The sequence below is a fragment of the Halolactibacillus alkaliphilus genome, assembly GCF_900115465.1.
Taxonomy (GTDB): domain Bacteria; phylum Bacillota; class Bacilli; order Bacillales; family Amphibacillaceae; genus Halolactibacillus; species Halolactibacillus alkaliphilus.
Map to the genome: position 1 here is coordinate 17,130 of NZ_FOWN01000024.1, position 26,624 is coordinate 43,753.

Here is a 26,624-nt window from a genome sequence, read left to right on the forward strand (position 1 = left end):
CAAGTGTTGATTACCCTTCTCCTATGGCAGCACATATCTATAGGAGAAGGGTTTTAATTTTTTTAGACATGCGTACTTGAGAAAAGTGTCTTCTCACTCTGAACGTTATATAATCAATTTAAGAAAGAACCCGGATGATAGAGATTTAAAGAAATCATCATATGAGGAGCGTGATTTTATGGTAAAACCAAAGACAAAAGAAACGTTAATAGAACAAGCACATCGACAGTTTAATCAGATGTTTAATATGTTAGAAGGGTTAAGCTCTGAAGATAAGATGACAGCCTTTAGTTTTGATAAACCTAAAAGTGATCAAGCTGCACACTGGACGCGTGATAAAAATCTTCGTGACATTTATATACATCTTTATGAGTGGCATAAACTCCTTATAAATTGGCTAACCACTAATCTGAACAACCAATCAAGCGCCTTTTTACCGAACGCGTACAATTGGAAAACGTATGGTGACATGAACATGATGTTTTGGGAGAAACATCAAATAACGTCTTATGATCATGCTGAGAAGATGTTAAAGAATAGTCACAGGGAAGTCATGGATTTAATTGCGAACCTAGATGAAAAAGGGTTATTTGAAAAAGGTTTTTATGATTGGAGTGGCACGACGAGTATCGGTAGCTACTGTGTTTCTGCTACTTGTAGCCATTATGAATGGGCCATGAACAAAATGAAGCGTCATAGAAAAAAAGTACTTAGTTAATGCCATGTAAAAAAACGCAGGTCAATCCTCAACTACTTGCTAGATTAAATGTGAATGAGTTGAAAAAACATGTCATGATTGGTGTCCTTATAATTATGTTGTTAATATCCAGTTCACAGAACTATGAGTCAACAACAGGTGGGTTTTAGACTTCTGAAAATAGAAAAATAGAAAGAATACATTTCTAAACGTTGCTAGGTGTGGCGCGAATTGCAGATTTAAAGTCATGTATTGCAATTAAAATAATTAAATAAACCTTGTATAATTATTTTACAGTCCTTGTTATTAGGTCATATTGATTAATGCTTGGACAAGTAATGATGGGGGTGCAAGAATGGATAAAAAAGTAGCATTAGTAACAGGCGCGAGTAGTGGTATCGGTTATGCAACAGCACTAGATTTATATCAAGCAGGTTTTACAGTGTATGGTGCGGCTAGAAGAATAGATAAACTTAAAACGCTTGAAGAGAAAGGTATCCATATTTTAGAGTTAGACGTCACGAGTGAAGAATCAATGGTTAATAGTATGGAAAAAATAATTAAGAATGAAGGACGTTTAGATGTCCTTGTTAATAATGCTGGGTATGGTTCATATGGCGCGATAGAGGATGTTCCTATGGAAGAAGCCCGGAGACAAGTAGAAGTCAACGTGTTTGGTCTCGCTCGCATGAGTCAGTTGGCGCTTCCGCATATGAGAAAAAACACATTCGGAAGAATTATTAATATCTCATCTATTGGAGGGAAAATTTACACACCTTTTGGTGGATGGTATCACGCGACTAAGTTTGCGGTAGAAGGACTAAGTGATAGTATGAGATTGGAGACGGCACAATTTGGGATAGATGTTGTAGTTATTGAACCCGGAGGTATTAAAACTGATTGGGGTATTATTTCAGCAGATAATCTTGAGAAAGTATCTGAAAATAGTGTATACAAAACAAGCGCAAAAAAAGCAGCGGATAACATGCGTAAAAATTATAGTGGAACAAGTCTTTCAGATCCCAAAGTAGTATCTAAAGCAATCGTAACCGCCGCAACAGTAAAAAAACCAAAAACGAGATACCTTGTCGGTATGGGAGCTAAGCCTGCGATACTCATTCGTAAACTTGTGTCAGATAAAGTTTTTGATAAGTTTGTAAAATCTCAAATGTAACAATAAAAGTAGGTGAGCTAATGGGGAATTTCTTTTTTATTGATCAATCCTACAAGAATTTTCTTGAAGATATTGGAGTGAATAGCCAAGAAATCTTTAAAAAGGTTGGTATTCCATGGGAGAATATGAATGATGAGGGTATCAGTATTAGTAAAGAACAATATATCTCATTTATGAATAGCATGGAAACAGCAACGACTAACGAACACATCTTAGGACTCAGCAATGTTGAAGAGCTTGTATTATTCGTTCCGCCACTATTTGCGGCTATGTGCGCTAAAAATGGAGTAAAATGTGTGGAGAGGCTAGCAAAGTATAAGCAGCTAATGGGTCCCTTTGCTCTAAATATCGTTAAAAATAGCCATACACTTGAATTAGAATTTGTATTTGATGATCAGCATACCCCTATCCCCAGGTTTACAGTCTTAAGTGAACAAGTGCTTATAGTGGCCATTCTCAGAAAAGCAACAGGTATAAAGATCATACCTAAAAAAGTAGCTTCTCAATATAATTACGGTGATGAATTCGAACAATATTTCGGGATGAAACCTCAAAGGCATGATAAGAATATACTCACACTTGACTTAATTGATATGCACCAACCTTTTATTACCGCGAATAATACAATGTGGCATTATTTAGAGCCGGAGTTAAAGAAGCGCATAGCTGAACTTGAAGCTGATGATTCTTATGCGGCAAAGGTTAGGAATGAATTAATTGAGTTGATACCAGGTGGCACTTACACGGTAGAAGATGTAGCAGTAGAGTTAAATGTAAGTCCTAGAACACTTCAAAGAAGGCTTGCAGTAGAAAACACTACCTTTATCAAGCAATTAAATCATACAAGAGAATTAATGGCCCGAAACTATTTGAAAAACAGTACGATGTCAACTGATGAAATAGCTTTTCTAGTAGGTTATTCAGATGCTAATGTATTTAATAGAGCGTTTAGGGGTTGGACAGGTTTAACTGTTGGACAGTTTAAGAAGAGGTTTAGAAATTAGTCAAAGGTCATGTGAATTCGGTCGTGGTATGTTGACAAAAACAATCTATTTAAGCCTAGAACAAAATGAGTAAAAATAAAACGTCTTTAAATCGAGAAAACCCCTTGATTTAAAGGCGTTTTTAAGTATTATCTTTAGCAATTAGAGCATTGTAAGTGAGATTACATTAGTGGCTTTGTTTTTTTATAAACTTTCAGTTATTTATAGTTTAACTATTGACACTTGGTCAATAAATGGTAAAATAAGATTTACTAATTGATAATGACTCTCATTATCGAATAAAGAGAAAAGGATTTTTTACATTGAAATATAAAGTGCTTGTCCCCGTGTTAATCATTTTATCCATCTTATCGATATTTATAGGTGTTGTACCGTTATCATTTACTGATATTTTTAACTTAACGAGTCAACAACAACAAATCATTTTAGTTAGCCGGATTCCACGTTTAATTAGTATTATACTTGCTGGTGTCGGATTAAGTGTATCTGGTCTGATAATGCAACAATTAAGTCGAAACAAGTTCGTGTCACCCACAACAGCTGGCACGATGGATTCTGCGCGCTTAGGTATATTAGTTGCGATGATGTTCTTTCATCAGGCGACGCCTTTAGAACGAATGATTGTTGCCTTTATTTTTTCAATTACAGGAACACTCATTTTCATGAAAATCTTAGATAAAGTAAAGTTTAAAGATCCGATATTTATTCCGCTCGTTGGATTGATGTTTGGTAATATTGTTGGCTCGATTACAACGTTTATCGCTTATCAAAATGACTTAATACAAAATATGTCAAGTTGGCTTCAAGGGAATTTTGCTTTGATTTTAGAAGGACGTTATGAACTACTCTACATTAGTCTGCCACTCGTCATTATTAGTTATCTTTTTGCGCATCGTTTTACAATTGCAGGTATGGGAGAAGATTTTTCAAAGAATTTAGGTCTAAATTATAAAGTGGTTGTAAACACAGGTTTGATTATTGTTGCTTTGATCACATCTGTTGTCATTTTAACAGCAGGAACAATTCCGTTTTTAGGTCTAATCATACCAAATATTGTTTCAATGTATCGAGGAGATCATTTGAGAAATAGCTTGCCGCTTACAGCCTTATTAGGTGCTGTTTTCCTTCTTGCAAGCGATATTATAGGAAGATTAATTATTTTCCCTTATGAGATCGCTATTGGTGTCATTGTTGGTGTCGTTGGTAGCTTTATCTTCCTCTATCTAGTAATGAGGAGGTCAGCGTATGAGTCATAAAATGAAGTTAACGCTATTAGCAGTTGGCAGTGTCGTTGCTATTGCATTGTTCTTATTTGTTGATTTAACAGGTAACTGGCAATATATTTTAGAGCGACGCTTTACACGTATTATAGCAATCGCTGTGACGGGTGCAGTTATTGCTATTGCTACAATTATTTTTCAGACCATTACAAATAACCGTATTCTTACCCCGAGTTTAATTGGTCTGGATGCATTATACCAGTTAATTCAGACAGTGATTATTTTCTTTTACGGTTCAACAAACGTGTCTGCAACTAATCAAACATTGAATTATTTTCTATCAATCGGTTTGATGATTATTTTCGCGCTAATTCTATTTAAACTATTATTTAAAAGAGGAAATAATATTTACTTTCTTCTGTTAATAGGGTTAATCTTTGGAACGTTCTTTCAAAGTTTATCTACCTTTATGCAGGTATTGATTGATCCTAATGAGTTTTTGATTGTTCAAAACAGAATGTTTGCGAGTTTCAATAACGTTCAGACCGACCTTCTATATATATCAATTGGCATCATTCTCATTACCTTACTTTACCTATTAAGATTCACTAAATACTTAGATGTGTTATCACTCGGTAAAAGTCATGCGGTGAACTTAGGTGTTGATTATAACCGTGTGGTACAACAACTTATGGTCATTGTCGCTATTCTTATGGCGGTTGCCACCGCCCTGGTCGGACCCATTATGTTTCTGGGTATTCTTGTCGTAAATGTCACTTACGAAATGTTTAAAACATATAAACATAGTGTGTTGATCTTAGCGACTGTATTTGTTAGTATCATTGCTCTTGTTGGTGGTCAGTTCGTTATTGACCGTGTATTTAACTTTTCAACAACGCTAAGTGTAGTCATTAACTTAGTCGGTGGCGTTTATTTCTTATATCTTATTTTAAAGGAGAATAGAACATGGTGAAAATTAAAGAAGTAACAAAGCTTTATGGCGATACGGCTGTTGTAGACCATGTGTCTATGACCATTCCAAAAGGTAAAATCACCTCTTTTATCGGTCCAAATGGCGCTGGTAAGAGTACCTTGCTGTCCATTGTTAGTCGCTTGATTGCCAAAGATGAAGGTGAAGTTCTCATTGATGGGGAAGAAGTATCGGCAACTAAAAATAAAGAGCTTGCTAAAAAGTTGTCAATTTTAAAACAAGCGAATGATATTAATGTACGCTTAACTGTGAGACAACTTGTTAGTTTTGGTCGTTTTCCTTATTCACAAGGGAAACTAACGGACCTTGATGAAAAAATGATTGATAGTGCGATTCATTATATGGAATTAGAAACAATGGAAAATAAGTTCTTAGATCAGCTCAGTGGTGGTCAAAAGCAGCGAGCTTACATTGCTATGGTGATTGCACAAGATACCGAATATATATTACTTGATGAACCACTTAATAATTTAGATATGAAACATTCCGTTCAAATTATGAAAGTGCTGAGACGTTTAGCAGATGAATTAGGTAAGACGATTGTTATTGTGTTGCATGATGTGAACTTTGCCTCCGTCTACTCTGATTATATCGTTGCTTTACGTGATGGGAAAGTAATTAAAAAAGGACCAACGGAAGAGATTATCCGTAATGGTGTGTTAAAAGAAGTTTATGACATGGATATCAAGATTCAAGATATTGATCAATGTCGTATCTGCTTATATTTTTCTTAATGGTTTTGACTCTGATGTGCGACTTTACTACTGGGCCCAAAAATAAGTGGAAAAGTAGCATGTCAACTAAAAACAACAATTAAACAAAAGAAGGGATCGATAGTAGTATGAAGAAGTTTATTTTATTAGGGTTTGCGTTAATCGCAGCAATAATGTTAGTTGCTTGTCAAGAAGACACAGTAGAGGAAGTCACGGATAATGGCACACCTGAAATAGAGGAGGTTGAAAATGTTGGGCCGACTGAGATTGATGTCGAGCATGAGTTAGGCACAACAACTGTCCCAGTTAACCCAGAAACAGTCGTTGTTTTTGATTTTGGTACGCTTGATACATTGAATAATCTAGGTATTGATGTAGCAGCACTTCCTACAGGTAACGTACCAAGTTACCTAGAGGAATTTACAGCAGAAGGCTATGTAAATGCCGGCACATTATTTGAACCAGACTTTGAAGTGCTTGCCAATTTAAATCCTGATCTCATTATTATCTCAGGACGTACACAGGAAGCTTATGCTGATTTGGCTGAGTTAGCACCAACCATTTATGTTGGGATGGATAACACTGATTACTTAGGATCATTTGAAAAAAATGTGACGTTAATGGGAGAAATCTTTTCTAAGCAAACAGAAGCAAAAGAAGCTGTAGAAGCTATAAAAAATGAGGTAGATGCTGTTAAAAGTATGGTGCCAAGTGATAAACGAGGTTTAATTATCTTAACAAGTGATGGCTCCGTCAATGCATATGGACCTGGATCACGTTTTGGTCTTATCCATGACGTATTAGGAGTAACACCAGTTGACGAAACAATTGAAGCGGTAAATCACGGACAAAATATCAGCTTTGAATATATCGCTGAGAAAAATCCAGATCTTATGTATGTCCTTGACCGAAACGCTGTTACAGGTGGAGATTATACGGCGCAAACGACACTAGACAATGATTTAGTAAACAGTACAACAGCTGGAAGTGAAGGGAATATAACGTATTTAACGCCAGATTACTGGTACTTATCTAGTGGTGGGATTACTTCTGTCACTGAAATGATCAGTGAAGTTAAACAAAGTGTACAATAGATAGAGATACTAACATCAGTTTCAATTTAAAAAGTAGTTCGTCATGGTTTTATCCATACGAACTACTTTTTGTCATAAGAAAAAGCACTATGGCGGTATAGATTGACTGAATACAATATATTATGTAGAGAAGTTTTGTTACGTGCCGGTTTTAAAAGATTCATATAATAGAACGTAAATAGAACTTTTTTCCTTGCAACTTCCCTCAATATCCTTTACTATGGTAAAGTGATAAAGAAAAAGAGAGAAGAGGGGAAGTTTAACATGTTAGAATGGGTTGTTTTAATAGCGGTAATAAGCTTGGTTGCTTTGAGTTTATTACGCGTACACGTATTGCTTGCGTTAATGCTCTCAGGCATTATTGCTGGATTAGTATCAGGTTTATCATTTGTTGAGACGCTCACACTGTTCATTGAAGGAATGGGTGGCGATCAAGCAAAAACGGCTTTAAGTTATATATTGTTAGGAGCTTTTGCCGTAGCGATTAATTATAGTGGGATTACAATGAGCCTTGTAAAGATATTAACACGTCATCTATCAAATAAACGTGGAATTCTCTTATTATCGATTGCAATTATATCATCATTTTCTCAAAATGTAGTGCCGATTCATATTGCTTTCATACCATTACTTATTCCGCCACTACTTTCTTTATTTGATGAAATGAAAATTGATCGAAGAGCCGTCGCTAGTGCTCTTACTTTTGGATTGGAAGCACCCTATATTATGATTCCTGTTGGGTATGGCCTTATTTTCCAACAGATCATTCAAAGAAATATGGCACTGAGCGGTCAAGAGATTTTACTACGTGATGTTTCTCTTGCTATGCTAGTGCCGGGTTTAGGAATGGTTGTTGGTCTCTTTGTATCGATATTTATTACGTACCGTAAACCTAGGGAGTTAAAAATAAAAGGTTATGCACCAACGTTCTTTTCACCAAAAGAAGAAGAGACAAGGTTCACATTAAAACACACGCTAACGGTTGTTAGTATTTTCATCGCACTCGTTGTGCAAATCATTTCTGGAGAACTTATCATTGGCGCGCTTGTTGGTATTTCTCTAATGTTTGCCTTTGGAGTGGTACCTTATCGAGAACTTGACCGTGTCATGACAGAAGGTATTAAGATGATGGCAACGATAGGTTTTGTCATGATTGTAGCCGGAGGCTTCAGTCATTTGCTCAAGAAAATTGGCGCAGTGGATGCGTTAATTAGTCAAACTGAGCAATTCTTCGGTTTGTCTCGTGTCTTTCTAATTTTGATTCTTTTACTCGTTGGTTTACTTATTACAATTGGTATAGGTTCTTCTTTTGCGACGATTCCGATTTTAGCTGTACTATATGTGCCATTTGGTCTCCAAATGGGGCTTTCTCCAATGGCTATTGCTGCGCTGATTGGAACGGCTGGCGCATTGGGAGATGCAGGATCACCAGTTAGTGACACAACACTTGGGCCAACATCAGGACTTAATGCGGATGGGAAACATGATCATATTTGGGATACGTGTGTTCCGACCTTTATACACTATAATATACCTTTAATTATTTTTGGCTTAATTGGGGCACTCATACTATAATTTGATTGCGGCCGCAACAACAGAATGGTTTTGAAAGCACAAGCTGATAAGATGTTTTTTATCTTTTAACAACGTCTTGCGCTTTCTTTTTTTTATTTAGTTACAATTAAAAGTTAATATAGGTCTATATTTAGCGGATAATAGAGTGAGTCAAAAGTATTGGTTTTGTAAGAAAACCAACTTTTTTTTCAAAACTCTTCATTATTTAGTACATTAGACCGAAAATAAAAGTATAAGTTTATAGTGGAATTGAGATTTTGGGGAGGAAGTATTGTGACAGCAGGAGAAAAAAGTATGAATGAAATTATTAAAGATGTATATAACGGATCGATTGTATCTGTTAAGAAGATTATCCCCATCGATCCAGAAGTAAGTGCGCCAAAGCTTATCCAGCCGCCTCTTAGAGTGGATTTTGGTGTGATGATTGGTTATACCGGTAATGTTAAAGGGGAACTGATTTTACAATCTAATGATGCTTTTTTTAGTCATATAGGTGAAAAGATGTTTGGCATGCCAGTAGAAGGCGATATGTTGGATTCTTTTGCAGGGGAATTAGGTAATATGATTGCGGGAAGTTTATCTACGTATTTATCAGAACAGGGGTTAACTACGGATATTACTCACCCAACAATTTTAAAAGGTGATGCGACACTATCTGGTTTCAAGCGAGCGCTACTTGTAGAGGTTGCTTATCCTAATGATCAAATTTTATCTATATATCTTCTTTTGAATAATTAATCCTTAAACTAATAGTTGCATTACAGTAATTGATTAATGTATCCTTAGATTTGTATGATATGAAGCGCGAGTGTAAATATGTATTAAAGGAGAAGAGATAGATGAGTACAGAAAAATATATCGTTTTCCGTTTAAATGATCAAGAGTATGGTGCAAGCATCCAACAAATTGTGTCAATTGAAAAATTACTAGATATGACTAAATTACCACAAGTTTCAGATTTCATTGAAGGTATAACTAAACTAAGAGGCGAGGTTATCCCTGTCATTGATTTAAAACGTCGTATGGATATGGATAAAACCGATAAAACAGATCATTCACGTATGCTTGTTGCACTTGTAGATGATGTATCTGTTGGTTTCATAGTGGATGAGGCATCAGATGTTATAGATATTGATGAGAAAATCGTTGAGCCAGCACCGACATCAATTCGAGGCGTACATGCGAAATTCTTAAGTGGTGTAGCCAAGTTAGATGACCGCTTATTACTTCTGGTTGATTTAGCGTATATTTTAAACCATCAAGAGTTAACGGAAGTGAAAGAGGTTGTTGAAGAACAGTAAACTATATAAAAAAGAAATATAAGATTTAGAGGAGAGAGAAAATATGGCACGTATTTTAGTTACAGATGATGCTGCATTTATGCGTATGCAGCTAAAAAATATTTTTCAATCATTAGGACACGAAGTTGTTGGAGAGGCTGAAAATGGCCAGGTAGCCATTGATTTATATAATGATTTGAAACCAGATTTAGTCACCATGGATATTACGATGCCTGAGATGAACGGTGTAGAAGCTGTTAAAAACATTAAAGCCAATGACCCAGGAGCAACGATTGTGATGTGCTCAGCGATGGGCCAACAACAAATGGTACTTGAAGCGATTCAAGCCGGAGCAAAAGACTTTATTGTGAAGCCATTTGATCAAGATCGAATCAAGCAAGCGCTAGAAAAAATTTTTTAATACATAAGGTCAAGTTGAGAAATCCTCAGCTTGACCTTATTTTTAATTTCGTGTCGGATAATGATAAGCAACCTCTTTTGTTTTTTCATCATAATCAACTAACAAATCATGACCATCAAAAAACCATAGGTCATCTTCTTTTATATAGAATGTGATGCCCTCTTGTTCGGCTTTCTCTCCAACTGTTCCGTCAATGGACTCACCATGGACATCAAATGCAAGTGCGTAGCCTTCTCTAATTGGACTTGACCCGTATATTTTTACATAAAAACGAATAAAACTTCCCTTTTCAACCAACACCTCGTCTTTAAACCATTGGATGGCTTGATCGGTAACTGTTAATCTCATCATTTGCCCTCCTTGCTATAATTGTTGTTTATGTTATGTCAGAATCATTGTAACATGTTTAAGGAACTTTGTAAGAAATGAAGCTTTTAAACGAATGGATAGTCGAAGGTTGATTTTAGTTTTGTTATTTCTAGTTGCTTGTAAAATAAGATAACGTTAAAATAAAGTAAATTAATTAACTAAGTCACTTAAAAGAAGGATGATTAGAATGACAGTAAGAATTGGTATTGTAGGGACGGGTGGTTTTAGTAAAAAACATGCAGATATTTTATCTACTATGGAGAATGTGGTAATAGCTGCTGTATGCGGAACGAGTAAAAAGAAGGCAGATATTTTTGCTGAGCAATATAAAGAAGCAACAGGTTATGATGATTTTAACGAAATGTTAGACAAACAAGCTTTAGACGGTGTCTATCTCTGTGTGCCCCCCATGGCGCATGGATCAATGGAGATGACGTTAATTGAACGCCGAATCCCATTCTTTGTAGAAAAGCCGCTCGGCATATCAAAAGAGATGCCAGAAAAAATCGTGAAAGAATTGGCTAAAGAACCTTTAGTAACAGCTGTTGGGTACCATTTTAGATATAGTGAATCTATTCAGTATGTGAAGAAAATCTTAGAGGATCATAAGATAGGTATGGTAACAGGTCGATGGATGGGGTCAATGCCTAAGGTAAACTGGTGGCGAAATCAAGCACTTTCTGGGGGGCAATTTAATGAGCAGACTACACATATAGTTGATTTGTTAAGATTTCTTGTTGGAGAGGTGAAGGAAGTACAGGCGTATGCTGGTCATCGAGTAATGTATGAACAGTTAGAGGATGTTACGGTCGCAGATGTCGGTACACTTAATATACATTTTGATTCAGGCGTTATCGCAAACATTACCAATACGTGTGTCCTGCCAGACGGCCTATTTGAGGCTGGTTTTACCTTTTATACTAACAAAGGTATGATTCATTGGTCGCCTGAAGTTGTCATTATTGAAACGTTGGCGGGTAAAGAGAAACGAAAAGACACGATGGACCCATATTTTTTAGAAGACAAGGTCTTTGTTGATGCAATTGTTTCTAAGGATACGCAGCATATTTTATCCACCTATGAAGATGCCTTTTTAACACAATGTATAACCGATGCAGCTCAAAAATCAATTAAAATAAAAGGTCCGGTGAAAATTCAATAAAAAACTAAATAAGCTGTATTATCTTGTTTAGAATGTGAGAGGTTAAAATAACATAAAGACGCCTAACATCTAAATGCACAAATATTTTTCAAATAGGTTTAGTTGACAGTGTTTAAGGATAGATTATACTATCATTTATTTTATTTTTAAGGGAGTGGTCATTCATGTTCAAAAAAATATTACTCGCCTCTGATGGCTCTGAATACTCAATCCGAGCGTGTGAGAAAGCCGTTGAATTAGCTCACTGTCAAACGGATTCAGAAGTAACTATCTTATATGTAGTGGATGGAACTGCCGCAAAAGCTGATGCCACGTATCATTGGAATGCAAATGATTTAGATCGAAGTCGTCGAGAAAAATTAGAAATATCTGAACGAAAGCTAACAGAAGCAAGTATTAATTACAATATTAAGGTTTTACATGGTGACCCTGGTCCAACAATCGTTAAATTCGCTAATGATGAGCACTATGATCTTGTTATTATTGGTAGTAGAGGACTAAATAGCTTACAAGAGATGGTGTTAGGAAGTGTCAGTCATAAAGTAGCCAAACGTGCAAACTGTCCGGTGCTTATTGTTAAATAAGTATTTAATTTCAAATCCCCTCTCCAAACACTGTAGGAGAGGGGATTTAAACGTTCATATTTGACAGGTCTTTTAAGCAACTTGACATGCGGGGCATAAACCATAGACTTCAAATTTATGTCCTTCAATCGCATAACCAGTTAAGTCCTCACCAACAAAATTCATAGGACAAGCCTGAATGCGCCTAGTTGCCCCACAGTTACGACAAATAAAGTGATGGTGGTGATGATTGGCGCACCTCATTTGATAATGTTTTTCCCCGTCCAGCTCTGTTGACTCTAAAATGCCTAGTTCATGAAAAAGGTGTAAATTGCGATAGATTGTATCAAAACTAATGCCTTCATAATAAGGTTCCATATAAGCGAGTAAATCTTTTGCTGTTTTATACCGACCTTCTTTACTGAAAAACTCTAGAATCATGGTACGTTTATTCGTATGTTTATACCCCGCTTCTTTTAGTTTAGTAAGTGCTTCATCTAAGTTCATAAAATCGCCTTCTTTCTTTGTGATTTTAACCAAGCTTTTTTGAGCATGGTTGTTAAAATAAGAATAGCAATTGCCACCATCACAATGGTCCCTCCTGGTGGTATTTCTAAATAATATCCAGAGATGATGCCGATGATGACACTAGCCTCACCAAAAAGAATCGAATAAACAATGGTTTGTTTAAATCCTTTTGCGATTCGGATGCTACTTGCGACTGGCAAAGTCATTAAAGCAGACACCAGCAAGACGCCAACAATGCGAATCGAAGCAGAAATAACTAAAGCTGTTAATAAGATAAACAACATATGAATACTTTTAGCGTGTATCCCAGATACTTTTGCATGCTCTTCATCAAATGACAGCATAAATAGTTCTTTATAAAAAATGACCATTAAAGTCAATACAATGACGGCGATGATGCGTATTGTATTGAAATCTTGACGTGAAACAGCTGAAACGGAACCAAATAAATAAGAGTATAAATCATTGTTTAGCCCGTCAGCAAGTGCAATGAAGATCACACTTAAACCAACCCCACCGGATAATATAATAGGGATAGCTAAATCTTCATAAGCTTTGTATACTGTTCGTAATCGTTCGATAAGTATAGCACCGAAAATAGAAAAAATGGTCCCAGAAGTAAAAGGGGTTAACAGAGTTAATCCGTATTGTTTATCTATGAATAAACCAAAGGCAATACCGGCTAAAGTTACATGGCTTAATCCGTCGGCAATAAGCGCTAAGCGTCTTACAACTACAAAGGTACCTAACAATGGCGCGATGAGTCCGATAATTAATCCGGTATAAAGTGTTGTGCGTAAAAATTCAAATTCAAAAAACTGACTTAACAAATGACTTCACCGTCCTTAATGATTGTGGGTCACGATATTTAAGTCGTGACCATAAAATGCTGATAAACGTTGATCTGATAAATTATGAAAATCGGTTGTATCACCATGGAAATGGATTTCTTTATTGAGACAAGCAACACCATTCGCATAACTGGTCATCGTTCCAATGTCGTGAGAAACAAGGAGGAGTGTGATTTTCTTGTCACGATTTAATTTTCTTAACAGTTCATAAAACTTTTGGACGTTCTCAGTATCGATTCCAACTGTTGGTTCATCAAGAATGAGAAACTCTGGTTCGCTCACTAGAGCACGTGCAATAAAGATGCGCTGTTGTTGACCACCGGATAAATCGCCAATATTTTGATCAATATAATCAAGCATACCAACAAGATCAATGGCTTCATTTACTTTATCTCTATGTTTTTTTGTGAAAAATTTTAGATAGCCAATTTGAGCAGTTAATCCAGTTGCCACAATTTCTTTTACTGTTGCTGGAAATCCGCGATTAAAGGCGTTTGCTTTTTGTGAAACAAAGCCGATTTTACCCCAAGCCTTAAATTTATCTGAGGGTGTTCCGAAAAGTTCAATCGATCCTTGTTGTGGTGTCAACACCCCGAGTAATAGTTTAATGAGCGTCGTTTTACCTCCGCCATTTGGTCCAACAAGACCTAAGAATGCCCCACGAGGGATAGATAAATTGACGTCTTTTAGTGCGATTTTATCTTCATACGCATAACGAATGTTTTTCAATTCGACAATGGTTTCTGTCATTTTCTTTTGATCTCCTTTACTTATCCTTAAATATGAATGAGTATTTAATAAAAAAAAGTCTATCCTATTAGTTTAACTGAAATATCTAAAGTTGTAAATAAGAATAGTTACGGTTTGTGTGAATGGGAGGATATGTTCGTTGAACTTATTCATTTAATTGGTTTAACAAAAGCGGATAGGTGGAAAGTAAAAGAGAAAACCATTATACTTTGATACAGTGCTAACATAGAAAGGTAGGAGAAGATGATGACAATTACTTTTTACTGTTATCCTAAATGTGGGACATGCAGAAAAGCTAAAAATTGGTTTGATACAAATGGCGTGGGCTTTGTTGAACATCATATCGTTGAAGATACACCATCTAAAGCTTTAGTAAAAGAACTTATTGAACGAAGTGAGTTAGATATTAAAAAGTTTTTTAATACAAGTGGTCAAAAATATCGTGAATTAAATTTAAAAGATAAATTAAATGACATGACATTTGATGAAAAATTAGATGTGTTAACAAGTGATGGGATGTTAATGAAACGTCCATTAACCTTTGATGAAAATCATGTGACAGTAGGTTTTAAAGAGGCGCAGTTTGAACAAACATGGAAATAAATAATTTTCAGGCAGTGAAAGAAGGGATAAGAAATATGGTACTACCAAAAGAATATTATTATACAGATGAACATATTTGGCTAAGTATAGAAGAGGATGTAATACGTATTGGCGTCACAGATCATGCCCAAGATGAATTGGGAGATGTTGTATTTGCTGAAATTAGTGACATCGGTACATCCATTAAAGCAAACGAAACATTTGGCAATGTTGAATCAGTAAAAACAGTATCTGAATTATACGCACCTATAGACGGTGATATTGTTGACGTCAATCATTTATTAGAAGATCAGCCAGAATACATTAATACGTCGCCTTATGATCAGGGATGGTTGATTGTGATCAAACCAAACGATATCCAGGATGTAAAAAAGTTGATGACGCGTGATGAATATAGTCGATTCTTAAGCGAATTGAGTGAAGCGCATGTGACACAGAATCTTTCTCAAATTAATGATATTGATTTAACTAAATAGATTAAATAAACCAGCCATCACACCAATTTTAGGCTGGTTTTACTTTTTATCAAAATGACTCCTTAATTAAGTTGTGAAGAAATCAATCATATAAGATGATTATCATAGACAAGTGAGGTTATAGGAAGTCACCAATCAGTTCCATAAGCTCTAGTATGTTTAAATTCTCTCCCCATTGTTTTACAATCTGTCCTTCTTGGTTAATCAATACCGTGGTCGGCACACCAAGACAATGATACTTTAAATATGTCTCGCGTCCGTCATCTATAAGTGTCGGCTGGGTGATAAAGTTTTTACTATAACGCAAAGCGTCATGGCTATTTCTTTCTCGACCAGAAACATTGATTGTGAGCATCTTCAATTTATCTTGATTAACAGTTTTGAACAAACGCTCTTTGAGTGGCATGTCCTTACTACAGTCAGGACACCAAGAAGCCCAAAAGGTCAGTAATACCATTTGGCCTTTAAAGTCGCTAAGCGACAACTTGATGTTCTTATCTATATATGAAAGTGTAAAGTCTGGTGCAACGATCATTTAAATCACGCGCCCTTTCGTTGGATAGGTATTCGTAAATTCTAGTATAACATGGACAAAATAATGTGAAAACGTGTTGACAGTTATTTTCATACGTGCTATTATCACCATTAACCAATTAAATATTTAAGACTCTTATTAAGAGAGGTGGAGGGACTGGCCCGACGAAGCCCGGCAACCGTTAAATATCATCGATATTTAAAAAGGTGCCAATTCCTGCAAAGCATAAGCTTTGGATGATGAGAGAACGCTTAAACGTAAGCACATGATGCCAGCGTCTTTTTGTTCTCTTATTAAAGGAGAATAAGGGGACGCTTTTATATTTATAAATTTTGCAGAGCAAAACTTTGTGCATAGTAGATACAAAATAAAAACGCATTAAAAAGAATGAATATTTAGATTTTAGGGGGAAGTTGAATGATTGTTATTGAACAATTATCAAAAATATTTAAAACAAATCATCAAGAGTTTAAAGCTGTTGATAACATGAGTTTAAAAATTGAAAAAGGAGAAATCTTCGGCGTTATTGGTTATAGTGGCGCCGGGAAAAGTACCTTTATTCGCTTAATTAACCGTTTAGAAGAACCGACAAGTGGTACGGTTGAGATCGAAGGGCAAAATGTTACCGGATTATCAAAACATGACCTCCGAATAAAACGCCAAGAAATCGGGATGATTTTCCAACACTTTAACTTATTGTGGTCACGAACAGTTGAGGAAAACATTGCCTTTCCGCTTGAGATTGCTGGTGTATCAAAAGGTGAAAGTGCTAAAAGAGTCCAAGAATTGATTGATCTTGTCGGTTTAACGGGTAAAGAGAAAAATTACCCTTCTCAATTAAGTGGTGGACAAAAACAACGGGTTGGCATTGCCCGCGCTTTAGCTAATAATCCTAAAGTACTGTTATGTGATGAAGCAACATCAGCACTTGACCCAGAAACAACAGATGCTATATTAGGCTTACTCGTAGATATTAATGAAAAACTAGGCTTAACAATTATTCTGATTACTCATGAAATGCATGTTATCCAAAAAATATGTCATAATGTAGCGGTAATGGAGTCAGGACGTATTGTCGAACAAGGTAGTGTACTCGATGTGTTTTCTTATCCGAAAATGCCTGTCACGAAAAAGTTTGTGGAACAAGTTATGGGTAAACCTGATGATGAACTAACAGATGACTTACTGTTAGAACATATATCAGATGGGCATATCTTAAAGCTTCAGTTTGTGAAAGAAACAGCGAATCAAGCGATCATTTCTGAAGTAGCAAAAAAATATGAAGTAGATGTCAACATTATTCAAGGCAACATCAAACAAACACAAGAGGGTGCCTATGGGTCACTGTATGTTCAAATGACAGGAGAATTGACAGCGGTGGAAGACGCGCTTCAATTTATCAGGTCAACCTCTGTTGATGTGGAGGTGATCTCACATGGCTAATTTATTTCCTAATATAAACTGGATGGATTTGATTTTTGCGACAGGTGAGACACTTTATATGACGCTAGTTGCTTTAGTTGGGACGTTGATTTTAGGTACGATACTTGGTTTACTTATTTATTTATCAGCACCAGGTAATTTGTGGGATAATAAAGTGATATACTCAATTACTGCAGGGGTTGTTAATATATTTCGAGCCATTCCTTTTATTATTTTGATCTTTTTAATATTACCGCTAACTGTTTTCTTATTCGGAACTTTCCGAGGGCCAACAGCAGCGTTACCGGCACTAATATTAGGGTCTGCACCGTTTTATGGTAGGTTAGTTGAAATTGCTCTACGAGAAGTTGACCACGGTGTGATTGAAGCAGCAAAAGCAATGGGTGCTAAATCGTCAACGATTATTTTTAAAGTGTTACTTAAAGAATCATTACCTGCGCTTGTTTCTGGTTTAACAGTTACGGCTATCGCTCTTATCGGCTATACAGCTGTTGCGGGATCCATTGGTGCAGGCGGTTTAGGTGATTATGCTTACTTCTATGGTTTTACAAGACGTAACATGGATATCGTCTATATTTGTACGTTACTAATTGTTATTATCGTCTTTGTTTTCCAATTCATTGGTGATATCGTAACGAAAAAGATTGATAAGCGCTAAAGTGCTTTGAATATAAAAAAAGAAAAGGGGATTTTACTATGAAAAAATTAATCAGCTTATTTTTACTCGCTTTAACTGTTGGATTGCTTGCTGCTTGTGGTGGAGAGACGGATGAGAATGAAATTAAAGTAGGGGCTACTTCGGTACCACATGCTGAAATTTTAGAAGAAGTAAAACCGATATTAGCAGAAGAAGGTATTACATTAACTATTGAAACGTATACAGACTATGCTCTACCAAATGAAGATTTATCACGTGGTGAGCTTGATGCTAACTACTTCCAACACATTCCGTTCTTTGAATTATCAAAAACCGATCATGGCTATGATTTAGTGAACATAGGTGGTATTCATGTTGAACCATTAGGCGTCTTCTCGAAAGATATTCCATCCATTGACGTTATTGCAGAAGGTACAGAAGTTATTATTAGTCGCAGTGTTCCTGATCATGGACGTATATTAGCTCTATTTGAAGCAAACGGATTTATCACACTTGCTGATGATGTAGACAAATCAGCAGCGACGATTGATGATATTGTAGATAATCCGCTTAATTTAACATTCTCACCATCGGTCAACCCAGAGTTCTTGATCGAAGCTTATGAAAATGAATCAAACACACTTATTGCAATTAATGGTAACTATGCGATTGATGCAGGTCTTTCACCGGTAGATGACGCGTTATTTTATGAAGGTGCAGATTCTCTTTATGTTAATATTATCGCCGCGCGTGCGGAAGATGAGGACAATGAGAATCTACAAAAACTTGTAGAAGTACTTCAATCAGAAGAAATTACGAACTTTATTAATGAGAAATACAAAGGTGAAGTTGTGCCAGTCGGTGGAGCTGAATAGTCATTCAAAGAAATACAGACGAATACTGAAGGATTCGTCTGTATTTTTACGTCTACCTCGTTACAAGACTCAGAATGGGTTAGAGTGTCTAAAATCAGTTTAAATAAGCCTAAATCAGATTTTTCATCATTATGTGCACGTGTTATAATGATAGATGAATTAAATAAATCATAAGGGGACTTTTTTAACAAGATGGAAAAACTCAATCTAAACTACACACCAGAAATGGAAAAGGCGATGCAACAGTCACACAATATTAATTTCTCTGAGTATGAGAATAACGTTGATAAGCGCTTGAAAGTTGAAAGAGAAAGAGAAAAAAGTCACGCAGAAAGCACAAAGATGATTGCTGAATTAAAACAAGACATTCACAGAGATATGTAAACTCAATTAACTTGAGTAAATGAGAAAAACCTCTACACTTTGCTGAACATATGTGTAGGAGGTTTTTTCTTTATATTAATAAAAAAATACAAATTATGACACTATTTAATTCTATACCGCCTGTTTTTATGACAGAAAGGCGTTAAAAAATGAGAAGAAGTGGCAATGTTTGTCTATAATCTATGATTCCCAACAACTTTGCATACTGAATAGTTTAAAAAGTGCATTTTTCGGTGTTAAAATCTTGCCATAATTTTTGAAATAGTTTAAGATTGTAATGAGTATAAACTGAGAATGGAAATGACACTCAGTGACACAATAAAATGCGAGATAATTTCTTAGGAGGTATAGATATGAGTGGTTCAACGTTAGAAATTAAAGATCTTCATGTTGAGATTGATGGAAAGGAAATTTTAAAAGGTGTTAATTTGACAGTAAAAGGTGGCGAATTTCATGCCATAATGGGACCAAATGGTACGGGTAAATCCACTTTGGCTTCGGCTATCATGGGTCACCCGAAATATGAAGTGACAAAAGGTCAAATCTTGATGGATGGCGAAGATGTTTTAGAGATGGAAGTAGATGAACGTGCAAAAGCAGGATTATTCCTAGCGATGCAGTACCCAAGTGAAATTAGTGGCGTAACAACATCAGATTTCCTACGCTCATCTATTAATGCACACCGTGAAGAAGGTGACGAAATTCCATTAATGAAATTTATTAAAGAGATGGATGCAGCGATGGATTATCTAGAAATGGATAAAAACATGTCGCAACGTTATTTAAATGAAGGTTTCTCAGGTGGAGAGAAAAAACGAAATGAAATCCTTCAACTCATGCTACTTAAACCAGCAATCGGTATTTTAGATGAGATTGACTCTGGTCTTGATATTGATGCATTAAAAGTTGTATCAAAAGGTATTAATAAATTACGTAATGAGGCATTTGGTTGCTTGATTATTACGCACTATCAAAGACTTTTAAACTATGTTAAACCAGACTTTGTACATGTTATGATGCAAGGACGCGTGGTGAAGTCTGGTGGACCTGAGCTTGTCGAACGTTTAGAGAGCGAAGGCTATGAATGGATTAAACAAGAATTAGGAATTGAAGACGAGACTGTTGGAAAATAAGTCGTAAGGGAGGAGGAATTTGATGTCAACCGATGTATTTACTCGTGACTATATTGAAAGTTATTCGAAGAAACAACAAGAGCCAACGTGGATGACAGATATGCGCTTAAATGCTTTTGATGTAGCGCAAAAAACGGATATGCCAAAGCCAGATAAAACAAAAATCACCCGTTGGGATTTTAATAGCTTTGAACATGTGACAAATCAAGAAGAAGCAAAACAAATCACTTTGACCGATTTACCAGAAGGGATCAAAAAATTTGTAGATACTGAGAAAAAACAAAACTTACTTGTTTTACGAGATACTGTAAAACAGTATGTGCACCTAACAAGTGATTTGATGGATCAAGGAGTTATCTTAACTGATTTACAAACGGCTATCACTGAGTATCCAGAGCTTGTACAAAAATACTTTATGACTGATGCTGTGCAAGTAAGTGAGCACAAGTTGACAGCTCTACATGCTGCTTTAGTTAACGGTGGTGCTTTCATCTATGTTCCCAAGAATGTTATTGTAAACGAACCGATTCAAACGATTTTTTGGCAAGACAATCCATCACAAGCTTTGTTCAATCATGTTATTCTTGTGGCTGAAGAAAATAGTGAAGTGACTTATGTTGAAAACTATTTAGCGACAGAAACAGAAGCAAAAACAGTGATGAATGTGATTAGTGAAGTTTTTGCAGGGGCTAATGCCAAAATCTCTTACGGTTCTGTGGATCACTTTGCACATGGAACGACATCCTATATTAATCGCCGTGGTTTAGCAGAGCGTGATGCAACGATTGAATGGGCATTGGGTCAGATGAATGACGGTGATACTATTTCTGAAAACGTGACACACCTATTAGGTGACCAATCGGTTTGCTTTGCTAAAGCTGTTTCAGTAGGACGTGGAGATCAAACACAGAATTTCACAGCGCATATTGTTAATCATGGCAAACATACAAATGGCATCATTCTACAGCATGGTGTTATGAAAGATAGAGCGACAGGTATTTTTCATGGTATTGGTAAGATTGAGCACGGTGGAACAAAAGCGAATGCCGAACAAGAATCACGTGTACTTATGTTAAGTAAGCACGCAAGAGGTGATGCAAATCCGATTCTTTTAATTGATGAAGATGATGTAACAGCAGGACATGCGGCATCAGTTGGACGTGTTGATCCTTTACAACTGTATTATCTTATGAGTCGTGGCATTTCACGCCAAGAAGCTGAACGATTGATAATTCACGGTTTCTTAGCGCCAGTAGTTAATGAAATTCCTATTCAAGCCGTACGTGATCAACTTACGGATGTTATTGAAGGGAAAGTAAATTAAGATGACGCCATTAGATGTCAAACAAGATTTCCCGATTTTGACTCAAACAGTCAACAATCATCCGCTTGTTTATCTCGATTCAGCTGCTACGGCACAAAAACCACAAATGGTCATAGATGCGATTGAAACGTATTATAAGTATGATAACGCAAACGTCCATCGAGGTGTTCATACGCTTGGTCAACGCGCGACAGATGCCTATGAAGGGGCAAGAGAAACTGTGCAGCAATTTATAAATGCCCCTCACTCTAAAGAAATTATCTTTACCCGTGGCACAACACAGGCGATTAATATTGTTGCTCGCAGTTACAGTGAGAAATTCATTCAACCAGGCGATGAGATCGTTCTTACACCTATGGAACATCACAGTAATCTGCTTCCTTGGCAACAGGTGGCAAAACGAACAGGTGCGCTGCTAAAATTCATTCCACTTGAAAAAGACGGTACTTTGAGTGAGACAGCTGTTAAGCAAACCATCACGGATAAAACGAAGCTTGTAGCTATTACACATGTTTCAAATGTTTTAGGAACAATTAACCCTATTAAAGAGATAACGACATATGCCCATGAAATGGGGGCTGTTGTCCTTGTAGATGGTGCACAAGCTGTACCACATATGAAAGTTGATGTTCAGGCGCTTGATTGTGATTTCTATGCGTTTAGTGGTCATAAAATGTGTGGTCCCACCGGTATTGGCGTATTATATGGTAAAAAACAATGGTTAAATCAGATGGATCCCGTAGAATATGGTGGTGAAATGATTGACTTTGTTGAATTGACTGACGCTACTTGGAAAGAGCTGCCATGGAAGTTTGAAGGTGGAACTCCAATCATTGCAGGTGCTGTTGGACTTCAAGCAGCGATAAAGTATCTAGAAAATATTGGTTTAGATAAGATCACAGCACATGAAAAAATGTTAACCGACTATGCGATGGAACAGCTTAAGCAATTAGACGGAGTTGACATATATGGTCCGACAGAGCGATGCGGTTTGATTACCTTTAATCTAAAAGATGTCCATCCGCACGATACAGCAACTGTATTGGATTCGTATGGTGTTGCTGTGAGAGCAGGGCATCATTGTTGTCAACCACTGATGAAGTGGCTCAATGTGACGGCAACAGCTAGAGCAAGTTTTTATTTATACAACACAATCGAAGATGTTGATCGTTTTATAGACGGACTTAAACAAGCGAAGGAGTTTTTCGGAGATGTCTTTTAATAATTTAGATACGCTATATCGTCAAGTTATTATGGATCACTATAAAAACCCACGCAATAAAGGGACATTAAACGAGGGCCTAACACTTGAAATGAATAATCCAACATGTGGCGACAGAATTCAGTTGCATTTCATTATTGAAGGTGAGGTTGTCATTGATGCGAAATTTGAAGGAGAAGGTTGTTCGATTAGTCTTGCTTCAGCTTCGATGATGACGCAAGTAGTCAAAGGGAAATCTGTTGAAGAAGCACTAAAACTATCACAGTACTTTTCTAACATGATGTTAGGTAAAGAAACGGACAGCGATGATTTAGAACTTGGTGATATTGAAGCACTGCAAGGTGTACAGAAATTTCCTGCCCGTATTAAATGTGCTACACTTGCTTGGAAGGCGATGGAGAAAGCGATAGATCAAGAGGACGAGATGTAAATATTATTAATGAAATAAAGGAGGGGCTAATATGTCTAAAAACGGACCAGATGTAGGCGATTATAAATACGGATTTCATGATAAAGATGTATCTATTTTTCGTACAGAGCGTGGCCTCACAGAAAAAGTAGTACGAGAAATTTCAAATATAAAAGAAGAACCCCAATGGATGCTAGATTATCGATTAAAAGCACTGGAGCATTTCTATAAAACACCGATGCCACAATGGGGCGGTGATTTATCTGAACTAGATTTTGATGAGATAACTTATTACGTCAAACCATCCGAACGTTCTGAGCGCTCATGGGATGAGGTGCCAGAGGAAATTAAACGAACGTTTGATAAATTAGGTATTCCAGAAGCAGAACAAAAATATCTTGCCGGTGTGTCAGCACAGTATGAATCTGAAGTGGTTTACCACAACCTAAAAGAAGATCTTGAAAAAATGGGGATTGTCTTTAAAGATACAGACACAGCGCTGAAAGAAAATGAAGATTTGTTTAAAGAATACTTCGGTAAAGTGATTCCTTATACCGACAACAAGTTTTCAGCCTTAAATTCGGCTGTATGGTCGGGTGGTTCATTTATTTATGTACCAAAAGGTGTGAAAGCAGATACACCACTACAAGCTTACTTCCGCATTAACTCAGAAAATATGGGACAGTTTGAACGGACACTAATTATCGTTGATGAAGGTGCATCGGTTCATTACGTAGAAGGCTGTACAGCACCAGTCTTTACGACAAACTCACTCCATAGTGCAGTTGTTGAAATCTATGTTAAAAAAGATGCTTATTGTCGTTACACGACAATTCAAAACTGGGCTAATAATGTTTATAATCTTGTAACTAAACGTGCGACATGTGATGCTAATGCGACGATGGAATGGGTTGATGGTAACATTGGATCGAAGTTAACGATGAAATACCCAGCTGTTCTTCTAAAAGGAGAAGGTGCAAGAGGAATGACATTATCTATTGCATTAGCTGGAAAAGGGCAGCTTCAAGATGCAGGGGCGAAGATGATACACTTAGCACCTAACACATCTTCGACAATTGTCTCTAAATCTATTTCTAAGCATGGTGGAAAAGTCTCTTACCGAGGAATTGTACACTTTGGCCGTAAGGCTGACGGGGCACGTTCTAATATTGAGTGTGACACCTTAATTATGGATAATAAATCAACATCTGATACGATTCCATATAATGAAATTTTAAATGACAATATTTCACTTGAACACGAAGCAAAAGTATCGAAAGTGTCTGAAGAACAACTCTTCTACTTGATGAGTCGTGGTATTTCAGAACAAGAAGCGACAGAAATGATTGTCATGGGCTTCATCGAGCCATTCACAAAAGAATTACCAATGGAATATGCGGTTGAAATGAACCGATTAATTTCTTATGAAATGGAAGGAAGTATTGGTTAACGTTGTTATATCAACGTTTCGGCAAGGTGTGATTGAGCTTTGCCCCCTTTTTGCCCACCAAATCATGAATTGATGTAATTTGAATACAAGTCGAGAGACTCTTTTTCTAGTTTCTCAGTAATGTGTAAATACGTATCTGCAGTGACGTGTGTCGATTTATGGCCTAGTCTCTCGGATACGTATTTTATATTTGCACCAAATACTAATAAGTGAACGGCATGACTGTGTCTTAAAGCGTGAGGGATTAAAATCGGGACTTTTGCTCTTTTACATACTTCTTAAAAATATTCACTGACAATATTGGTTCTTAACCATCGTCCGTCTTGTTGACGAATCATTAAATGAACGGGAGAAGCTTTATAATTTACATACTTCATTATGACCTCTTTCTAGTTTACTCTATGTTTTTTAAGTATTGCTTGTCGTCTTAGGGGTAGAGATATAATCCTTCCCGAATCCCCTTGCTAGCAAAAGATTGGATACGGCGCTCTAAAGTGTCGCGTCCCTATGGACATAAGAAAGCCAATCACCTAATGAGTGAGTTTTCTTATCAAAAGATGATCCTAGCAACCAAGTCAAGAGCTGAAAAATGGGGAGTGTTGTCTACATTGTTAACCCTGCTTATACAAGTCAAATTTGCAAGATGAAATATATGAAGCGGCTTGGTGTGTGTCCATACACATGGCGGCCGCTTATGTCATTGTCCGTCGGGCAATGGGCTTTAAAGAAAAACTCCCACCGATGTTGTATTCACTTGTTCCAGAGCAGAAACAAGGTCTACATGACGCGTACCCTGTCTTTTGTTAGAACCCATGCGTTTTGCTAGACGGAACGATTTGACCAAAGTAAGTTGTGTTCCTGGAACACACAATTTCCTCAAGAGGCTCTAACAGATGTTGAGAAAATAGGCTTGCGGCGGTTGGTAGGTAGAAAAACTTATGCTTAGTTGATCGAGCATAGGTCCCCTTTAGGTGTCCTTATGGCATCCCCTTCCTCAAACATTCGTGAGAATGTTAGGTGGGGTAGTTCAATAGTTTTGGAACCCCACTGCTTTAGCTGTGGGAGCACTCAGGTGCATTCAAAATACATATAAATACTATGAATGGCGAGTTGTATCAGCATGAATACTTTAACAGCAAGTCCAGTTGGAGTTATTGAAAGGGGTATTGCACTAATTATCGATCTAATTATTAATGTAATAATTGCTTTAATAATTAGTTTTGTTTTTCACAAAGGTAATTTCTCATTTTTCGATTTTTATATTATTGCGCTGGTTATTTTATCACATGTATACAGTATCATACTTCCACTACTATGGAATGGGTATACAATTGGAAAACGAGTTATGGGAATCCGAATCGCTCCTATCCTAAATAATAGGTTAACATTAAGTAGACTTATTTTTAGAGAGTTTTTAGTGAAGAACCTACTTTATCGCTTTAGGGCGAGAAGACACCTTCCTCAAGTGCGTCAGCACTAGGTGGGTGATGAATCGCTTGTTTTGAATATTTTTGAAGTGACAAACATATATTCCGCATGGTATAATTAAAGCACTAACAGTGACCGTCACAAAACCAAGGGAGGGTGGGTATCATGGGCATGAAGGCCATTTTTTCAAATCGCTTATATAAGCATAAAATCGATCCTGATTTTGTGATGTCCATGGATCACACCCTCCGGGTGTTTAATCAAGCCAAACATTTTCGCTATCAAACGGAGGTCCGGGAGCTTAGGGGCTCGA

At 36.6% G+C, this 26,624-nt stretch carries 32 protein-coding genes and 1 riboswitch; of the genes, 26 read left to right on the forward strand and 6 right to left on the reverse strand.

Annotated elements, in window-relative coordinates; all coding sequences use genetic code 11:
- The first annotated feature begins 178 nt into the window (after positions 1-178).
- From BM163_RS09850 to BM163_RS09900, 11 genes are all read left to right on the forward strand, one after another.
- Positions 179-718: a ClbS/DfsB family four-helix bundle protein gene (locus tag BM163_RS09850; RefSeq protein ID WP_089802665.1), complete on the forward strand. Its 540-nt coding sequence runs from the start codon at positions 179-181 to the stop codon at positions 716-718.
- 334 nt (positions 719-1,052) lie between these two features.
- The gene (locus BM163_RS09855) at positions 1,053-1,871 is read left to right on the forward strand and encodes an oxidoreductase (protein WP_089802667.1); all 819 of its coding nucleotides are present in this window, start codon (positions 1,053-1,055) and stop codon (positions 1,869-1,871) included.
- A gap of 20 nt (positions 1,872-1,891) precedes the next feature.
- A complete protein-coding gene (locus BM163_RS09860; protein ID WP_089802669.1) occupies positions 1,892-2,875 on the forward strand; it encodes a helix-turn-helix domain-containing protein in 984 nt (327 codons plus the stop codon).
- 302 nt (positions 2,876-3,177) lie between these two features.
- Positions 3,178-4,131 carry an ABC transporter permease gene (locus tag BM163_RS09865; RefSeq protein WP_089802671.1) on the forward strand — a complete coding sequence of 318 codons (954 nt, stop codon included), beginning with the start codon at positions 3,178-3,180 and terminating at the stop codon, positions 4,129-4,131.
- Positions 4,121-5,068, forward strand: coding sequence for an iron chelate uptake ABC transporter family permease subunit (locus BM163_RS09870; protein ID WP_089802673.1), 948 nt, complete (start codon positions 4,121-4,123; stop codon positions 5,066-5,068). Before BM163_RS09865 ends, BM163_RS09870 begins: the two co-directional genes overlap by 11 nt.
- Positions 5,062-5,820: an iron ABC transporter ATP-binding protein gene (locus BM163_RS09875; RefSeq protein ID WP_089802675.1), complete on the forward strand. Its 759-nt coding sequence runs from the start codon at positions 5,062-5,064 to the stop codon at positions 5,818-5,820. The genes BM163_RS09870 and BM163_RS09875 overlap by 7 nt, the downstream gene beginning before the upstream one ends.
- 107 nt (positions 5,821-5,927) lie before the next feature.
- Positions 5,928-6,893 (forward strand): siderophore ABC transporter substrate-binding protein, encoded by a 966-nt coding sequence (locus BM163_RS09880; RefSeq protein ID WP_089802677.1) that lies wholly within the window; start codon positions 5,928-5,930, stop codon positions 6,891-6,893.
- Between the two features lie 264 nt (positions 6,894-7,157).
- The gene (locus tag BM163_RS09885; protein WP_089802679.1) at positions 7,158-8,468 is read left to right on the forward strand and encodes a Na+/H+ antiporter family protein; all 1,311 of its coding nucleotides are present in this window, start codon (positions 7,158-7,160) and stop codon (positions 8,466-8,468) included.
- Between the two features lie 273 nt (positions 8,469-8,741).
- Positions 8,742-9,206 carry a chemotaxis protein CheX gene (locus BM163_RS09890; RefSeq protein ID WP_089802681.1) on the forward strand — a complete coding sequence of 155 codons (465 nt, stop codon included), beginning with the start codon at positions 8,742-8,744 and terminating at the stop codon, positions 9,204-9,206.
- Between the two features lie 101 nt (positions 9,207-9,307).
- Positions 9,308-9,769 carry a chemotaxis protein CheW gene (locus BM163_RS09895; RefSeq protein WP_089802683.1) on the forward strand — a complete coding sequence of 154 codons (462 nt, stop codon included), beginning with the start codon at positions 9,308-9,310 and terminating at the stop codon, positions 9,767-9,769.
- A gap of 43 nt (positions 9,770-9,812) precedes the next feature.
- A complete protein-coding gene (locus BM163_RS09900) occupies positions 9,813-10,169 on the forward strand; it encodes a response regulator (RefSeq protein ID WP_089802685.1) in 357 nt (118 codons plus the stop codon).
- Between the two features lie 42 nt (positions 10,170-10,211).
- Here the strand turns inward: BM163_RS09900 and BM163_RS09905 are convergent, their stop codons facing one another.
- On the reverse strand, positions 10,212-10,517 hold the full coding sequence (locus BM163_RS09905) for a HesB/YadR/YfhF family protein (RefSeq protein ID WP_089802688.1): 306 nt from the start codon (positions 10,515-10,517) through the stop codon (positions 10,212-10,214).
- A 208-nt stretch (positions 10,518-10,725) separates the two neighbouring features.
- Here BM163_RS09905 and BM163_RS09910 point away from each other — a divergent pair, with 208 nt between their 5' ends.
- Both BM163_RS09910 and BM163_RS09915 read left to right on the forward strand, forming a co-directional pair.
- Positions 10,726-11,700 carry a Gfo/Idh/MocA family protein gene (locus BM163_RS09910; protein WP_089802689.1) on the forward strand — a complete coding sequence of 325 codons (975 nt, stop codon included), beginning with the start codon at positions 10,726-10,728 and terminating at the stop codon, positions 11,698-11,700.
- Between the two features lie 164 nt (positions 11,701-11,864).
- Entirely contained in the window at positions 11,865-12,284 is a 420-nt protein-coding gene (locus BM163_RS09915) for a universal stress protein (RefSeq protein ID WP_089802691.1), read from the forward strand.
- A 72-nt stretch (positions 12,285-12,356) separates the two neighbouring features.
- On the opposite strand, the gene BM163_RS09920 is transcribed toward BM163_RS09915, so the two are convergent.
- Genes BM163_RS09920 through BM163_RS09930 form a run of 3 tightly spaced genes read right to left on the reverse strand, consistent with a single transcriptional unit; the run spans position 12,357 to position 14,392 of the window.
- Positions 12,357-12,770: a Fur family transcriptional regulator gene (locus tag BM163_RS09920; protein ID WP_089802693.1), complete on the reverse strand. Its 414-nt coding sequence runs from the start codon at positions 12,768-12,770 to the stop codon at positions 12,357-12,359.
- The gene (locus tag BM163_RS09925; protein ID WP_089802695.1) at positions 12,767-13,621 is read right to left on the reverse strand and encodes a metal ABC transporter permease; all 855 of its coding nucleotides are present in this window, start codon (positions 13,619-13,621) and stop codon (positions 12,767-12,769) included. The genes BM163_RS09920 and BM163_RS09925 overlap by 4 nt, the downstream gene beginning before the upstream one ends.
- Before the next feature lie 15 nt (positions 13,622-13,636).
- Complete coding sequence (locus BM163_RS09930) at positions 13,637-14,392, reverse strand: metal ABC transporter ATP-binding protein (RefSeq protein ID WP_089802697.1); 756 nt, start codon at positions 14,390-14,392, stop codon at positions 13,637-13,639.
- Between the two features lie 246 nt (positions 14,393-14,638).
- Between BM163_RS09930 and BM163_RS09935 the strand changes: the two genes are divergently transcribed.
- Both BM163_RS09935 and gcvH read left to right on the forward strand, forming a co-directional pair.
- A complete protein-coding gene (locus BM163_RS09935) occupies positions 14,639-14,995 on the forward strand; it encodes an arsenate reductase family protein (protein ID WP_089802699.1) in 357 nt (118 codons plus the stop codon).
- Positions 14,996-15,030: 35 nt separating this feature from the next.
- Positions 15,031-15,471, forward strand: a complete 441-nt coding sequence (gene gcvH / locus BM163_RS09940) for a glycine cleavage system protein GcvH (RefSeq protein ID WP_089802722.1) — start codon at positions 15,031-15,033, stop codon at positions 15,469-15,471.
- A 118-nt stretch (positions 15,472-15,589) separates the two neighbouring features.
- On the opposite strand, the gene BM163_RS09945 is transcribed toward gcvH, so the two are convergent.
- The gene (locus tag BM163_RS09945; protein WP_229675549.1) at positions 15,590-16,006 is read right to left on the reverse strand and encodes a TlpA disulfide reductase family protein; all 417 of its coding nucleotides are present in this window, start codon (positions 16,004-16,006) and stop codon (positions 15,590-15,592) included.
- 132 nt (positions 16,007-16,138) lie between these two features.
- A riboswitch (SAM riboswitch) is annotated at positions 16,139-16,252 on the forward strand.
- Between the two features lie 171 nt (positions 16,253-16,423).
- Between BM163_RS09945 and BM163_RS09950 the strand changes: the two genes are divergently transcribed.
- From BM163_RS09950 to sufB, 9 genes are all read left to right on the forward strand, one after another.
- Entirely contained in the window at positions 16,424-17,449 is a 1,026-nt protein-coding gene (locus BM163_RS09950; RefSeq protein WP_089802701.1) for a methionine ABC transporter ATP-binding protein, read from the forward strand.
- The gene (locus BM163_RS09955; protein ID WP_089802703.1) at positions 17,442-18,107 is read left to right on the forward strand and encodes a methionine ABC transporter permease; all 666 of its coding nucleotides are present in this window, start codon (positions 17,442-17,444) and stop codon (positions 18,105-18,107) included. Before BM163_RS09950 ends, BM163_RS09955 begins: the two co-directional genes overlap by 8 nt.
- 38 nt (positions 18,108-18,145) lie before the next feature.
- Entirely contained in the window at positions 18,146-18,961 is an 816-nt protein-coding gene (locus tag BM163_RS09960; RefSeq protein ID WP_089802705.1) for a MetQ/NlpA family ABC transporter substrate-binding protein, read from the forward strand.
- A gap of 192 nt (positions 18,962-19,153) precedes the next feature.
- Complete coding sequence (locus tag BM163_RS09965; protein ID WP_089802706.1) at positions 19,154-19,345, forward strand: YuzK family famiily protein; 192 nt, start codon at positions 19,154-19,156, stop codon at positions 19,343-19,345.
- 353 nt (positions 19,346-19,698) lie between these two features.
- Positions 19,699-20,478, forward strand: a complete 780-nt coding sequence (gene sufC, locus BM163_RS09970; protein ID WP_089802708.1) for a Fe-S cluster assembly ATPase SufC — start codon at positions 19,699-19,701, stop codon at positions 20,476-20,478.
- 22 nt (positions 20,479-20,500) lie between these two features.
- Entirely contained in the window at positions 20,501-21,802 is a 1,302-nt protein-coding gene (gene sufD, locus BM163_RS09975; protein ID WP_089802710.1) for a Fe-S cluster assembly protein SufD, read from the forward strand.
- 1 nt (position 21,803) lies between these two features.
- Positions 21,804-23,024 carry a cysteine desulfurase gene (locus BM163_RS09980; protein ID WP_089802712.1) on the forward strand — a complete coding sequence of 407 codons (1,221 nt, stop codon included), beginning with the start codon at positions 21,804-21,806 and terminating at the stop codon, positions 23,022-23,024.
- Positions 23,014-23,454: a Fe-S cluster assembly sulfur transfer protein SufU gene (gene sufU, locus BM163_RS09985; RefSeq protein ID WP_089802714.1), complete on the forward strand. Its 441-nt coding sequence runs from the start codon at positions 23,014-23,016 to the stop codon at positions 23,452-23,454. The genes BM163_RS09980 and sufU overlap by 11 nt, the downstream gene beginning before the upstream one ends.
- Before the next feature lie 31 nt (positions 23,455-23,485).
- Positions 23,486-24,883: a Fe-S cluster assembly protein SufB gene (gene sufB / locus BM163_RS09990; protein ID WP_089802716.1), complete on the forward strand. Its 1,398-nt coding sequence runs from the start codon at positions 23,486-23,488 to the stop codon at positions 24,881-24,883.
- A gap of 62 nt (positions 24,884-24,945) precedes the next feature.
- On the opposite strand, the gene BM163_RS14035 is transcribed toward sufB, so the two are convergent.
- Positions 24,946-25,134: a tyrosine-type recombinase/integrase gene (locus BM163_RS14035; protein WP_309250426.1), complete on the reverse strand. Its 189-nt coding sequence runs from the start codon at positions 25,132-25,134 to the stop codon at positions 24,946-24,948.
- Positions 25,135-25,552: 418 nt separating this feature from the next.
- Here BM163_RS14035 and BM163_RS13795 point away from each other — a divergent pair, with 418 nt between their 5' ends.
- On the forward strand, positions 25,553-25,690 hold the full coding sequence (locus tag BM163_RS13795) for a hypothetical protein (protein WP_170243709.1): 138 nt from the start codon (positions 25,553-25,555) through the stop codon (positions 25,688-25,690).
- Positions 25,691-26,003: 313 nt separating this feature from the next.
- Entirely contained in the window at positions 26,004-26,363 is a 360-nt protein-coding gene (locus BM163_RS14215; protein ID WP_177200261.1) for an RDD family protein, read from the forward strand.
- Positions 26,364-26,624 lie beyond the last annotated feature (261 nt).

Coding starts and splice junctions, on each gene's coding strand:
- BM163_RS09850 (WP_089802665.1), top strand. CDS start 179: ATGGTAAAACCAAAGACAAAAGAAACGTTAATAGAACAAGCACATCGA.
- BM163_RS09855 (WP_089802667.1), top strand. CDS start 1,053: ATGGATAAAAAAGTAGCATTAGTAACAGGCGCGAGTAGTGGTATCGGT.
- BM163_RS09860 (WP_089802669.1), top strand. CDS start 1,892: ATGGGGAATTTCTTTTTTATTGATCAATCCTACAAGAATTTTCTTGAA.
- BM163_RS09870 (WP_089802673.1), top strand. CDS start 4,121: ATGAGTCATAAAATGAAGTTAACGCTATTAGCAGTTGGCAGTGTCGTT.
- BM163_RS09875 (WP_089802675.1), top strand. CDS start 5,062: ATGGTGAAAATTAAAGAAGTAACAAAGCTTTATGGCGATACGGCTGTT.
- BM163_RS09880 (WP_089802677.1), top strand. CDS start 5,928: ATGAAGAAGTTTATTTTATTAGGGTTTGCGTTAATCGCAGCAATAATG.
- BM163_RS09885 (WP_089802679.1), top strand. CDS start 7,158: ATGTTAGAATGGGTTGTTTTAATAGCGGTAATAAGCTTGGTTGCTTTG.
- BM163_RS09895 (WP_089802683.1), top strand. CDS start 9,308: ATGAGTACAGAAAAATATATCGTTTTCCGTTTAAATGATCAAGAGTAT.
- BM163_RS09900 (WP_089802685.1), top strand. CDS start 9,813: ATGGCACGTATTTTAGTTACAGATGATGCTGCATTTATGCGTATGCAG.
- BM163_RS09905 (WP_089802688.1), bottom strand. CDS start 10,517: ATGAGATTAACAGTTACCGATCAAGCCATCCAATGGTTTAAAGACGAG.
- BM163_RS09910 (WP_089802689.1), top strand. CDS start 10,726: ATGACAGTAAGAATTGGTATTGTAGGGACGGGTGGTTTTAGTAAAAAA.
- BM163_RS09915 (WP_089802691.1), top strand. CDS start 11,865: ATGTTCAAAAAAATATTACTCGCCTCTGATGGCTCTGAATACTCAATC.
- BM163_RS09920 (WP_089802693.1), bottom strand. CDS start 12,770: ATGAACTTAGATGAAGCACTTACTAAACTAAAAGAAGCGGGGTATAAA.
- BM163_RS09930 (WP_089802697.1), bottom strand. CDS start 14,392: ATGACAGAAACCATTGTCGAATTGAAAAACATTCGTTATGCGTATGAA.
- BM163_RS09935 (WP_089802699.1), top strand. CDS start 14,639: ATGACAATTACTTTTTACTGTTATCCTAAATGTGGGACATGCAGAAAA.
- gcvH (WP_089802722.1), top strand. CDS start 15,031: ATGGTACTACCAAAAGAATATTATTATACAGATGAACATATTTGGCTA.
- BM163_RS09945 (WP_229675549.1), bottom strand. CDS start 16,006: ATGATCGTTGCACCAGACTTTACACTTTCATATATAGATAAGAACATC.
- BM163_RS09950 (WP_089802701.1), top strand. CDS start 16,424: ATGATTGTTATTGAACAATTATCAAAAATATTTAAAACAAATCATCAA.
- BM163_RS09955 (WP_089802703.1), top strand. CDS start 17,442: ATGGCTAATTTATTTCCTAATATAAACTGGATGGATTTGATTTTTGCG.
- BM163_RS09960 (WP_089802705.1), top strand. CDS start 18,146: ATGAAAAAATTAATCAGCTTATTTTTACTCGCTTTAACTGTTGGATTG.
- BM163_RS09965 (WP_089802706.1), top strand. CDS start 19,154: ATGGAAAAACTCAATCTAAACTACACACCAGAAATGGAAAAGGCGATG.
- sufC (WP_089802708.1), top strand. CDS start 19,699: ATGAGTGGTTCAACGTTAGAAATTAAAGATCTTCATGTTGAGATTGAT.
- sufD (WP_089802710.1), top strand. CDS start 20,501: ATGTCAACCGATGTATTTACTCGTGACTATATTGAAAGTTATTCGAAG.
- BM163_RS09980 (WP_089802712.1), top strand. CDS start 21,804: ATGACGCCATTAGATGTCAAACAAGATTTCCCGATTTTGACTCAAACA.
- sufU (WP_089802714.1), top strand. CDS start 23,014: ATGTCTTTTAATAATTTAGATACGCTATATCGTCAAGTTATTATGGAT.
- sufB (WP_089802716.1), top strand. CDS start 23,486: ATGTCTAAAAACGGACCAGATGTAGGCGATTATAAATACGGATTTCAT.
- BM163_RS14215 (WP_177200261.1), top strand. CDS start 26,004: ATGAATACTTTAACAGCAAGTCCAGTTGGAGTTATTGAAAGGGGTATT.